General features: G+C 64.1%; 6 protein-coding genes and 1 other RNA gene. 5 read left to right on the forward strand and 2 right to left on the reverse strand.

Features of this window, described 5'->3' with window-relative positions; genetic code table 11:
• Window positions 1-40: 40 nt before the first annotated feature.
• Complete coding sequence (xdhB, locus tag GDH07_RS07975) at window positions 41-2,440, reverse strand: xanthine dehydrogenase molybdopterin binding subunit (protein ID WP_022643296.1); 2,400 nt, start codon at window positions 2,438-2,440, stop codon at window positions 41-43.
• Entirely contained in the window at window positions 2,433-3,887 is a 1,455-nt protein-coding gene (xdhA, locus tag GDH07_RS07980; RefSeq protein WP_343038193.1) for a xanthine dehydrogenase small subunit, read from the reverse strand. The genes xdhB and xdhA overlap by 8 nt, the downstream gene beginning before the upstream one ends.
• 313 nt (window positions 3,888-4,200) lie before the next feature.
• On the opposite strand from xdhA, the gene GDH07_RS07985 reads away from it, so the two are divergent.
• The 5 genes from GDH07_RS07985 (at window position 4,201) to ffs (ending at window position 12,229) form a co-directional block, all read left to right on the forward strand.
• On the forward strand, window positions 4,201-4,860 hold the full coding sequence (locus GDH07_RS07985) for a GntR family transcriptional regulator (RefSeq protein ID WP_022643298.1): 660 nt from the start codon (window positions 4,201-4,203) through the stop codon (window positions 4,858-4,860).
• A 2-nt stretch (window positions 4,861-4,862) separates the two neighbouring features.
• Window positions 4,863-8,351 carry a chromosome segregation protein SMC gene (smc, locus tag GDH07_RS07990; protein WP_343038194.1) on the forward strand — a complete coding sequence of 1,163 codons (3,489 nt, stop codon included), beginning with the start codon at window positions 4,863-4,865 and terminating at the stop codon, window positions 8,349-8,351.
• 257 nt (window positions 8,352-8,608) lie between these two features.
• On the forward strand, window positions 8,609-9,463 hold the full coding sequence (gene zipA / locus GDH07_RS07995; protein ID WP_152897091.1) for a cell division protein ZipA: 855 nt from the start codon (window positions 8,609-8,611) through the stop codon (window positions 9,461-9,463).
• Window positions 9,464-9,593: 130 nt separating this feature from the next.
• Window positions 9,594-11,966: an NAD-dependent DNA ligase LigA gene (gene ligA, locus GDH07_RS08000; protein ID WP_152897092.1), complete on the forward strand. Its 2,373-nt coding sequence runs from the start codon at window positions 9,594-9,596 to the stop codon at window positions 11,964-11,966.
• A 166-nt stretch (window positions 11,967-12,132) separates the two neighbouring features.
• Window positions 12,133-12,229, forward strand: an RNA gene (ffs, locus tag GDH07_RS08005) — signal recognition particle sRNA small type.
• The last annotated feature ends 95 nt before the right edge of the window (window positions 12,230-12,324 follow it).

A 12,324-nucleotide genomic window follows, 5' to 3' on the forward strand; every position in this document is an offset into this window, starting at 1 on the left:
CCGGCAGGAGCCAGGCTGCCCGCGACAGGCGCGCCTGGGTCTAGAGCGGAGCCAGCTCGGATTCGCTCTCTACGGCTTTCGCCACCTGCAGCTGGCGCATCTGTTCACAGCCCCAGAGCACCCGTTCCGGGGTCGCCGGGGCGTCGATCCGTGGCTGGTGCCGGTAGTCGCCAAGGCTGGCCACGGCGTCCTTGATGGCGCACCAGGCGGCGATGCCGAGCATGAACGGCGGTTCGCCCACCGCCTTGGAGTGGAACACTGTGTCTTCCGGGTTCTTGCGGTTTTCCACCAGCTTGACCCGCAAGTCCGCCGGCATGTCGGCCACTGCCGGGATCTTGTAGCTGGCCGGGCCATTGGTCATCAGCTTGCCCTTGGCGTTCCATACCAATTCCTCGGTGGTCAGCCAGCCCATGCCCTGGATGAAGCCGCCTTCCACCTGGCCGATGTCGATGGCCGGGTTCAGCGACGCGCCGACGTCATGCAGGATATCGGTGCGCAGCATCTTGTATTCGCCGGTCAGGGTATCGACGAGCACCTCGGCGCAGGCCGCGCCGAAGGCGAAGTAGTAGAACGGCCGGCCGCGGGCCTGGGCGCGGTCGTAGTAGATCTTCGGAGTCTTGTAGAAGCCGGTGCTGGACAGCGACACCTGGGCGAAATACGCCTGCTGGATCAGTTCCTCGAAGGTCAGGATCAGCTCGCGAACCCGCACGTGGCCGTTGTGGAACTCCACATCTTCCTCGCTGACCTGGTACTTGCGCGCGGCGAACTCCACCAGCCGGTCCTTGATGGTCTGCGCCGCGTTCTGCGCCGCCTTGCCGTTGAGATCGGCGCCGCTGGAGGCCGCGGTCGGCGAGGTATTGGGCACCTTGTCGGTATTGGTGGCGGTGATCTGCACCCGGCCGATATCGACCTGGAACACCTCGGCCACCACCTGGGCCACCTTGGTGTTCAGGCCCTGGCCCATCTCGGTGCCGCCATGGTTGAGGTGGATGCTGCCGTCGGTGTAGACGTGGACCAGCGCGCCGGCCTGGTTGAGGAAGCTGGCGGTGAAGGAGATGCCGAATTTCACCGGGGTCAGGGCCAGGCCTTTCTTCAGCACCGGGCTGTTGGCGTTGTACAGCCGGATGGCTTCGCGGCGCTCGGCATACTGGCTGCTGGCTTCCAGTTCGGCGGTCATTTCCTCGAGCATGTTGTGCTCGACGGTCTGGTAGTAGTGGGTGACGTTGCGCTCGGTCTTGCCGTAGTAGTTGGCCTTGCGCACGGCCAGCGGGTCCAGGTGCAGGTGACGGGCGATGGCATCCATCACTTCCTCGATGGCGACCATGCCCTGGGGGCCGCCGAAACCGCGATAGGCGGTATTGGAGGCAGTGTTGGTCTTGCAGCGGTGGCCGTTGACCGTGGCGTCGCCCAGGTAGTACGAGTTGTCGGCGTGGAACATCGCCCGGTCGACGATGGACGCCGAGAGGTCCGGCGAGCAGCCGCAGTTGCCCGCCAGCTCCAGCTGGATGCCGTGCAGCCGGCCGCTGTCGTCGAAGCCCACGTCGTATTCGATGTAGAACGGGTGGCGCTTGCCGGTCATCAGCATGTCCTCGACCCGGGGCAGGCGCATCTTGGTCGGCTGGCCGGTGAGGCGCGCGATCACCGCGCACAGGCAGGCGGGGCTGGCAGCCTGGGTTTCCTTGCCGCCGAAGCCGCCACCCATGCGGCGCATGTCCACCACGATCTTGTTCATCGAGACATCCAGCACCTCGGCCACCAGCTTCTGCACTTCAGTGGGGTTCTGGGTCGAGCAGTAGACGATCATGCCGCCGTCTTCGGTGGGCATCACCGAGGAGATCTGGGTCTCCAGGTAGAAGTGCTCCTGGCCGCCGATGTGCAGGGTGCCCTGGATGCGGTGCCTGGCGCTGGCCAGGGCGCTGGCCGAGTCGCCGCGCTGGTGGGTGTGGCTGTCGAGCACGAAGTGGCGCTTGCGCAGGGCCTCGACCACGTCCAGCACTGGTTCCAGGTCCTCGTACTCGATGATCGCGGCCATGGCGGCCTGGCGAGCGGTATCCAGGTCGCGGGCGGCCACCGCCAGCACCGGCTGGCCGACGTATTGCACGGTGTCGATGGCCAGCAACGGGTCGCCGGGCAGCAGCGGGCCGATGTCCTTGAGGCCGGGAATGTCCTCGTGGGTGATGACGATGCGCACCCCTTCGAAGGCATGGCAGGGGGTGGTGTCGATGCTGATGACCCGGGCGTGGGCACGGTCCGAGAGCCGGGCATAGACGTGCAGCTGGTTGGGGAATTCCAGGCGGTCGTCGATGTACACCGCTTCGCCGGACACGTGTTTTTCGGCGCTGTCATGCTTGACGCTGCGACCGACGCCGGTGGTCAGGTCCTGGCGAAACAGGGCCGAGAGTTCGTCCTGGGTCTTTTCGACCTTGTGCTGGTTAGACATGAGCGGTCACCCGGGTCTCGATGTGCGGTGTGTGCAGTTCGATGAAGTACTTGCGCAGCAGGTTCTGCGCGCTCAGCAGGCGGTATTCCTTGCTCGCGCGAAAATCCGAGAGCGGTGTGAAGTCCTGGGCCAGGGCCGCGCAGGCCTGCTCGATGCTCGCCTGGGTCCAGTCGGCGCCGGTCAGGATCGCCTCGCAGTGCCTGGCGCGCTTGGGGGTTGCGGCCATGCCGCCGAAGGCGATGCGCGCTTCCTCGATCACGCCGTCGACTATCCGCAGGTTGAAGGCCGCGCAGACCGCGGAGATATCGTCGTCCAGGCGCTTGGACACCTTGTAGGCGCGGAACTGCCGCTTGGCGCTGGCGCGGGGCACGATGATCTTCTCGATGAACTCGCTGTCCTGGCGGGCGGTGACGCGGTAGTCGATGAAGTAATCCTCCAGGGCCAGGGTCCGGCGCACCTGGCCCTTGCACAGCACAATCTGCGCGCCCAGGGCGATCAGCAGCGGCGGCGAGTCGCCGATGGGCGAGGCGTTGCCGATGTTGCCGCCCAGGGTGCCCTGGTTGCGGATCTGCAGCGAGGCGAAGCGTTGCAGGAGTTCGCCGAAGTCCGGGTACTCGCCGCGCAGGGCGTCGTAGCAATCGGTGAGGGCGGTGGCCGCGCCGATCTCCAGGCGGTCCTCGAAGTGTTCGATGCGCTTGAGCTCGGCGATATTGCCGACGTAGATCATCACCGGCAGGGTGCGGTGGAACTGCGTTACCTCCAGTGCCAGGTCGGTGCCGCCGGCCAGCAGACGGGCCTGGGGATAGGCGTCGTAGAGGTCGGCCAGGTCGGCGACTGTCAGGGGCACCAGGCAGCGCTTGTCGCCGCTGTTGAGCTCGGCCGTGTCTTGCGGGGCGATGGCCTTGAGGCGGGCGATGGTCTCGGCCTGGCGGGCATCGAACTGGTCGCCGCGTTCATCAGCGCAGGCCTGTTCGGCGGCGGCGAGGATCGGCCGGTAGCCGGTGCAGCGGCACAGATTGCCGGCCAGTGCTTCGTGGGCCTTGTGGCTGTCGGGCTGGCTGCTGTTCTTCTGCAGGGCGAACAGCGACATGACGAAGCCCGGCGTGCAGAAGCCGCACTGCGAACCATGGCAGTCGACCATGGCCTGCTGCACGCTGTGCAACTGGCCCTGGTGCTTGAGGCCTTCGATGCTGATCAGCTGCTTGCCATGCAGGGAGGACACGAAGGTCAGGCACGAGTTGAGGCTGCGGTAGCGGATCGATTCGCCGCCCCGGGCATCGACTTGCAGCTCGCCGACCACCACGGTGCAGGCCCCGCAGTCACCGCTGGCACAGCCTTCCTTGGTGCCAGGCTTGCCTAGGTGTTCGCGCAGGTAGTCGAGCACGGTCAGGTTCGGGTCCAGGGTGTGCTCGCTGCGGAGCTCCTGGTTGAGTAGAAACTGGATCACGGAAGGCCTCGCAAACTCATTATTGTTGTTAAGCGACGTGGGCCGAATTTAGTCATGTCTGACTTTTCGGTCAATGATTTTTCTGACTTCAAGGTCAGGAAATTTATTCGCCCAACAATTCAAGTATGACCAAGATCCTCGTGGCCGCAGGCGCGGGGTCGGGCGTCAGTCGACAACCATCGGTGCAGACCCGACCAATAGCTGTCTATCTGCGGGTTTCATGGCAAATTCCGCTGCCGTGGCACTCCGCGCCGAGGTATCAATTGCGCTACACTTCGCCGCTTGTGCCGATTAAAGATTCTGAAGGAAAACCATGACGTTCAAGGCGCCGGACAGTCTCGCCGAGCAAATCGCTCACCACCTCGCCGAACGTATCATTCGCGGGGATCTCAAGCCTGGGGAACGCATTCAGGAACAGAAGGTCACCCTGGCTCTCAATGTCAGCCGCGGCTCGGTCCGCGAGGCCTTGCTGATCCTGGAACGTCGCCACCTGATCGCCATCCTGCCGCGCCGTGGCGCCCACGTGACCGAGCTCACCGAGCACAAGGTCCGCAGCCTCTGCACCCTGATGAGCGAGATGTACATCCTGCTCGGCAATTCGGTAGCCAGCGGCTGGCAGCAGCAAAGCGACATGGCGCCGTTCCTGCAGATCCAGCAACGCCTGGAAAGTGCCTACCAGAGCCAGGACATCCGCGCTTTCGTCGAAGACAGCTTCAGCGTGATGCGCGCCGCCTATCCCTTCGCCAACAACCCGTACCTGCAGGAGACCGTCGAGAACCTGCACCCGGCCATGAGCCGCGCCTATTACCTGGCGCTGGACCAGCGCAAGGCGTCCATGAGCGAGTACCTGGAGTTGTTCGAGCAACTGCTGGCTGCCGTGCTGGCCCGTGACCTGGCGCAGATCCGCCGGGTATTGACCGCCTACGGCCAGCGCAGCAGCGACCTGGTGGTGTCTGCCCTGGCGGATGCATAAACGTGCGACTCAAGTGCATCAAGCTGGCGGGGTTCAAGTCCTTCGTCGATCCGACCACGGTCAACTTCCCCAGTAACATGGCGGCGGTGGTCGGGCCCAATGGCTGCGGCAAGTCGAACATCATCGACGCCGTACGCTGGGTGATGGGCGAAAGCTCGGCGAAGAACCTGCGCGGCGAATCGATGACCGACGTCATCTTCAACGGTTCCACCAGTCGCAAGCCGGTGAGCCAGGCGAGCATCGAACTGGTATTCGACAACTCCGATGGCACCCTGGTGGGCGAGTATGCCGCCTACGCGGAGATCTCGATCCGGCGCAAGGTCACCCGCGATAGCCAGAACAGCTATTTCCTCAACGGTGCCAAGTGCCGTCGCCGGGATATCACCGACATCTTCCTGGGCACCGGCCTCGGGCCGCGCAGCTACTCGATCATCGAGCAGGGCATGATCTCCAAGCTGATCGAGGCCAAGCCCGAGGACCTGCGCAATTTCATCGAGGAAGCCGCAGGCATTTCCAAGTACAAGGAGCGCCGGCGCGAGACGGAAAACCGCATCCGTCGCACCCATGAAAACCTGGCGCGCCTGACCGACCTGCGCGAGGAGCTGGAGCGCCAGCTCGAGCGCCTACATCGTCAGGCCCAGGCCGCTGAGAAATATCAGGAATACAAGGCCGAGGAGCGTCAGCTCAAGGCGCAACTGTCGGCCTTGCGCTGGCAGGCGCTGAACGAGCAGGTGGGGCAGCGCGAGTCGGTGATCGGCAGCCAGGAGGTCAGCTTCGAGGCTCTGGTGGCCGAGCAGCGCAACGCCGATGCCGCCATCGAGCGCCTGCGCGACGGCCATCATGAGTTGTCCGAGCGCTTCAACCAGGTGCAGGGGCGTTTCTACTCGGTAGGTGGCGACATCGCCCGGGTCGAGCAGAGCATCCAGCACGGCCAGCAGCGCCTGCGCCAGTTACAGGACGATCTGAAGGAGGCCGAGCGCGCGCGCCTGGAGACCGAATCGCACCTGGGCCACGACCGCACCTTGCTCGCGACCCTGGGCGAAGAGTTGGCGATGCTCGAGCCCGAGCAGGAGCTCACCAGCGCCGCTGCCGAGGAAGCCGCGGCGGCCCTGGAAGAGTCCGAGGCCACCATGCATGGCTGGCAGGAGCAGTGGGACGCCTTCAACCTCAGTTCCGCCGAGCCAAGGCGCCAGGCGGAAGTGCAGCAGTCACGCATCCAGCAGCTGGAGGCCAGCCTGGAACGCCTGGCCGAGCGCCAGCGACGCCTGGGCGAAGAGCGTGAGCAACTGACCGCCGATCCGGAAGACGCGGCCATGCTCGAGCTCAATGAACAACTGGCCGCCAGCGAGGCCACCCTGGAGGACTTGCAAGCCAGCGAGGAGTCCCAGGTCGAGCGCCTGGAACAACTGCGCCAGCAGTTGCAGCAGGCGACCCAGGCCCAGCAGCAAGCCCAGGGCGAGTTGCAGCGGCTCAACGGTCGCCTGGCGTCCCTGGAGGCCCTGCAGCAAGCGGCCCTGGACCCGGACACCGGCACCGCCCAGTGGCTGCGTGAGCAGCAACTGGCCGAGCGCCCACGCCTGGCCGATGACCTGCAGGTGGAGGCCGGCTGGGAGCTGGCAGTGGAAACCGTGTTGGGTGCCGACCTGCAGGCAGTGCTGGTGGAGGATTTCACCGGTATCGACCTGGGTGGGTTCGAGCAGGGCGACCTGCGCTTGTTGAGCCTGCCGGGAGAGGCTTCGTCCTTGCCCGGCAGCTTGCTGGACAAGGTGCAGTCCCAGGTCGACCTGGCGCCCTGGTTGGGCCAGGTCAAGCCGGTGGACAGCCTCGAGCAGGCCTTGGCCTTGCGTGGCCAGCTGGCGGCGGGGCAGAGCCTGATCAGCCGCGACGGTTATTGGGTCGGTCGGCATTTCCTGCGGGTGCGCCGCGCCAGCGACGCGCAGAGCGGAGTGTTGGCCCGGGGCCAGGAAATCCAGCAACTGATACTCGAGCGCGACGAGCGTGAAGCCAGTGTCGAGGACCTGGAAAGCCAGTTGCTCAACCTGCGGGCCCAGCAACGCCAGCAGGAAAACGGGCGTGAGCATCTGCGCCGGCTATTGCAGGACGAGGCTCGTCAGCAGGGTGAGTTGAAAGCCCTGTTGTCCGCTGGCAAAGCCAAGGCCGAGCAGTTGCATCTGCGCCGCAGCCGCCTCGACGAGGAGCTGGTGGAGCTGGCTGAGCAGCGCGAACTGGAGCATGAGCAGATCGGCGAGGCGCGCCTGCAACTGCAGGATGCGCTGGATGGCATGGCCTTGGACACCGAGCAGCGCGAGTCGCTGCTGGCCCAGCGCGACAGCTTGCGCGAGCGTCTCGACCGGGTGCGCCAGGAGGCCCGCCAGCACAAGGACCACGCCCATCAGTTGGCGGTGCGCATGGGCTCGCTCAAGGCCCAGCACGACTCCACGCGCCAGGCCCTGGAGCGCCTGGAGATGCAGTCCGAGCGCCTGACCGAGAAGCGCGAACAGTTGAGCCTCAACCTGGAGGAGGGCGAGGCGCCCCTGGAAGAATTGCGTCTCAAGCTCGAAGAGTTGCTGGAGCGGCGCATGAGCGTGGATGTCGAGCTCAAGGCCGCGCAGATCGCCATGGAAGATGCCGACCGTGAATTGCGTGAAGCCGAGAAGCGTCGCAGCCAGGCCGAGCAGCAGTCGCAGTTGATCCGCGGGCAGCTCGAGCAGCAACGGATGGAGTGGCAGGCGCTGAGCGTGCGGCGCAAGGCGCTGCAGGAGCAGTTGCTGGCCGATGGTTATGACCTGGATGGGGTACTGGCGACCCTGGCGGCGGATGCCAGCGAGCCGGCCGCGGAAGAGGAACTGGAGCGGATTGCGGCGCGGATCCAGCGCCTGGGGGCGATCAACCTCGCGGCGATCGACGAATACCGCCAGCAGTCCGAGCGCAAGCGCTACCTGGATGCCCAGGATGCCGACCTGGTACAGGCCCTGGAAACCCTGGAAAACGTGATCCGCAAGATCGACAAGGAAACCCGGAATCGTTTCAAGGACACTTTCGACCAGATCAATGGTGGCCTTCAGGCATTGTTTCCAAAAGTTTTCGGTGGCGGCAGCGCTTATTTGGAACTGACGGGCGAAGATCTACTCGATACAGGGGTGACGATCATGGCGCGCCCTCCGGGGAAGAAGAACAGCACCATTCATTTGCTCTCCGGTGGAGAAAAGGCACTGACCGCACTGGCCCTGGTATTCGCCATCTTCAAGTTGAATCCGGCACCTTTCTGCATGCTCGACGAAGTTGACGCACCGCTGGATGACGCTAACGTTGGACGCTATGCAAAGCTGGTCAAGGAGATGTCGCAAACGGTGCAGTTCATCTATATCACCCACAATAAGATCGCCATGGAAATGGCCGATCAATTGATGGGGGTGACGATGCACGAGCCCGGTTGTTCGCGCCTGGTGGCCGTGGACGTCGAAGAGGCCATGGCGATGGTGGACGCTTGAACCAGCGGGGTTGAGGGGGCTGTCGGGGGCAGCGCAGGAGGTTTTTCGCCATTGTCGGGCCAGCCAGGCGACATATTGGCCATAAGCGTTGCGACAGACGGTGTAAAGTTGCCTTTGGTCGTGCTAGTTTAATGTCAATTTTTTCTACGCGTGAGCAAAAGGCCATTCAGAACATAGAGTTGGCGCCACGTTTTAAAGCGGTTTGCAGATTGTAAGCCCCTTATTTTTCAGCATTTTTCATAGAGGCACGGGATTACATGGAAATCGGTCTGCGCGAGTGGCTGATCGTCATCGGCATTATTGTCATCGCCGGTATTCTTTTTGATGGCTGGCGGCGTATGCGCGGCGGCAAGGGCAAGTTGAAGTTCCGTCTTGATCGAAGTCTTTCCAACTTGCCGGATGAGGAAGGCAATGCCGAACTGCTGGGTCCGTCCCGGGTGCTGGACAACCACAAGGAGCCGCAACTGGATGAGCATGACTTGCCTTCGGTGAGCATGCCGGCCCGCGAGCCTCGGGAAAGTTCTTCGTCCAAGCGCGGCAAGCGTGGTAGCGAGCCGCAGCAGGGCGACCTCAACCTGGACCTGGATCTGGACAACGGTCCGAGCTTCAGCAGCCGTGACGATGATTTCCCGGCCGATGAAGGCAAGGCTGCCGGCTTCGGCGACAAGGACCAGCCCCAGGCCGAGGAAGTGCTGGTGATCAGCGTGATCTGCCGTGATGCGGCGGGCTTCAAGGGGCCGGCACTGTTGCAGAACATCCTCGAGAGCGGCCTGCGTTTTGGCGAGATGGATATCTTCCACCGCCACGAAAGCATGGCTGGCAACGGCGAAGTGCTGTTCTCCATGGCCAACGCGGTCAAGCCCGGGGTGTTCGACCTGGATGATATCGACCACTTCAGCACCCCGGCCGTGAGCTTCTTCCTGGGCCTGCCGGGCCCGCGTCATCCGAAACAGGCTTTCGACGTAATGGTGGCCGCGGCGCGCAAGTTGTCCCAGGAGCTCAATGGCGAGCTAAAGGACGACCAGCGCAGCGTCCTGACCGCCCAGACCATCGAACACTACCGCCAGCGCATCGTCGAGTTCGAGCGCCGTGCCCTGACCCAGAAGCGGTGACCCTCTGATCGCTGGCCAGCGATTTCGCCGAAGCGGGATCTATCCTGTAGGAGTCGACTGGCCAGCCAAGCCTGAACACCATCTTCGATCGAGCAGCCTAGGCTGCTCTTTTGCTTTATGAGAGAACCCCATGACCGCCGCCGAAACCCGCATTCTTGAGCTGCGCGCCGAGCTGGACCTGCACAACTATCGTTACCACGTGCTCGATGAACCCAGCATCCCGGACGCCGAGTACGACCGCCTGTTCCGCGAGCTCAAGGCTCTGGAGGCCGAGCATCCGGAGCTGGTGACCAGCGACTCGCCGACCCAGCGGGTCGGCAGCGCCGCGCTCTCGGCCTTCACCCAGGTCCGCCATGAGATCCCCATGCTCAGCCTGGGCAACGCCTTCGAAGAAGTCGACATGCGCGAGTTCGATCGCCGGGTCAATGAGGGCCTGGACCTGCCGAGCGGCGACCTGTTCGGTGGTGGCGCGGCGGTGGAGTACAGCTGCGAGCCCAAGCTCGACGGCCTGGCGGTCAGCCTGCTGTACCAGGGCGGCCTGCTGGTGCGTGGCGCCACCCGTGGCGACGGCACCACCGGTGAGGACATCAGCGTCAACGTGCGTACCGTGCGCAACATTCCGCTGAAGCTGCAGGGCAGTGGTTGGCCGGCGACCCTGGAAGTGCGCGGTGAAGTGTTCATGTCCAAGGCCGGCTTCGAGCGCTTGAACGCCGCGCAACTGGAGGCGGGCGGCAAGACCTTCGCCAACCCGCGCAACGCTGCGGCGGGCAGCCTGCGCCAGCTGGATTCGAAGATCACCGCCAGTCGGCCCCTGGAGTTCTGCTGCTACGGTCTGGGCCAGGTCACGGCGGACATCGCCGATACCCATATCGGCAACCTCGAGCAGCTCAAGCAGTGGGGCATGCCCATCAGTCGCGAGCTGCGCCTGGCCAAGGGGATCGACGAGTGCCTGGACTACTACCGCGAGATCGGCGAGCGGCGTAACGCGCTGCCCTACGAAATCGACGGCGTGGTGTTCAAGGTCAACAGCATCGCTTCCCAGCGCGAGCTGGGCTTCCGGGCCCGGGAGCCGCGCTGGGCCATCGCCCACAAGTTTCCGGCCATGGAAGAGCTCACCGAGCTGCTGGATGTGGAGTTCCAGGTCGGTCGTACCGGCGCGGTAACGCCGGTGGCGCGCTTGAAACCGGTCAAGGTGGCGGGGGTGACCGTATCCAACGCCACCTTGCACAACATGGACGAAGTGGCGCGCCTGGGGCTGATGATCGGCGACACGGTGATCATCCGGCGTGCTGGCGACGTGATCCCGCAGGTGGTGCAAGTGGTCACCGAGCGGCGCCCGGAGGATGCCCGGGCGGTGCAGATTCCCGAAAGCTGTCCGGTCTGCGGTTCCCATGTCGAGCGCACGCAACTGGTCAAGCGCAGCAAGGGCCGCGAAACTGTCAGCGACGGTGCGGTCTATCGCTGCGTGGGCCGCCTGGCCTGCGGTGCGCAGCTCAAGCAGGCGATCATCCACTTCGTCTCCCGGCGTGCCATGGATATCGAAGGCCTGGGGGACAAGACCATCGAGCAACTGGTGGACGAGCAGCTCATCGCCTCGCCGGCCGATCTCTACAAGCTCAAGTACGAGCAGATCATCGACCTGGAAGGCTTTGCCGAGGTCTCCAGCAACAAGCTGCTCAAGGCCATCGAAGACAGCAAGCGCCCGTCACTGGCGCGTTTCGTCTATGCCCTGGGCATCCCCGATGTCGGCGAAGAGACCGCCAAGGTCCTGGCGCGCTCCCTGGGCACCCTGGAGCGGGTACGCCTGGCGTTGCCGCAGGTGTTGACCTACTTGCCGGATGTCGGCCTGGAAGTCGCCCATGAAATCCACAGCTTCTTCGAAGACAGCCATAACCAGCAGGTGATCGGCGCCTTGCTGGCGGCGGACCAATGCGCCCTGGTGCTGCAGGATCAGGGCGAGCTGGGGGCGGAATTCGCCGCCAGCACCACCCTGGGCGGCATGCTCGACAAGTTGAACATTCCTTCAGTGGGGCCGGGCGCGGCACAGAAGCTGGCGGACAAGTTCGGTTCCTTGCAAGGGGTGATCGACGCCGATTGGCTGGACATGCGCCAGGCCTTGTCGGAGAAGCAGGCCAAGGCGGTCCGTGAGTTCTTCGACAATCCGGCCAATGCCCAGTTGGCCCAGGCCATCGAGCAACAGTTGCGTGACTTCGGCATGCACTGGCAGAGCGAGAAGAAGGCGGTCGAAGGCTTGCCCCTGGCCGGCCAGACCTGGGTGCTGACCGGTTCCCTGGAGTTGATGAGCCGCGATGTGGCCAAGGACAAGCTGGAAAGCCTGGGAGCCAAGGTGGCTGGTTCGGTTTCGGCCAAGACCCATTGCGTGGTGGCAGGTCCCGGGGCCGGTTCCAAGTTGGCCAAGGCCAACGAACTGGGCCTGAAGGTGCTGGACGAGGAGGCATTCGTCGCCTTCCTCGGTGAGCACGGCATTTCCGCTTTGGCCTGAAGCGTGGGCCGGCCGGCGCGAGCCAGCGCCCGCCGGCCCTGCTTGGTGACACTCCAAGTGCTTGAAGCCCTTCGAGTTTTTTATTCTGCAATGAGCGGTTGTATCTTCAACTCAGATAGGTACAATGGCGCGGCTCGCCATCAGGTGAGCGTCGTTATGGTGGCCCCATCGGTCCCCCCGCAACGATTACCCGTTAACCTGGTCAGGCCCGGAAGGGAGCAGCCACAGCGGGAACATTGTGTGCCGGGGTGTGGCTGGTGGGGCTGCCTCCAATCATCTAGATGATTGAGTCTCAACGAATTCCAAGGCTTTAGCGCGTGTTTGCCTTGTTTCGTATCTTTTCCAACCCTGCATACCC

This window comes from Pseudomonas piscis (assembly GCF_009380155.1).
Classification (GTDB): domain Bacteria; phylum Pseudomonadota; class Gammaproteobacteria; order Pseudomonadales; family Pseudomonadaceae; genus Aquipseudomonas; species Aquipseudomonas piscis.

Bases quoted from the DNA above. Each gene is read 5' to 3' on its own strand.
- xdhB (WP_022643296.1), bottom strand. From the start codon at position 2,440: ATGTCTAACCAGCACAAGGTCGAAAAGACCCAGGACGAACTCTCGGCC.
- GDH07_RS07985 (WP_022643298.1), top strand. From the start codon at position 4,201: ATGACGTTCAAGGCGCCGGACAGTCTCGCCGAGCAAATCGCTCACCAC.
- zipA (WP_152897091.1), top strand. From the start codon at position 8,609: ATGGAAATCGGTCTGCGCGAGTGGCTGATCGTCATCGGCATTATTGTC.
- ligA (WP_152897092.1), top strand. From the start codon at position 9,594: ATGACCGCCGCCGAAACCCGCATTCTTGAGCTGCGCGCCGAGCTGGAC.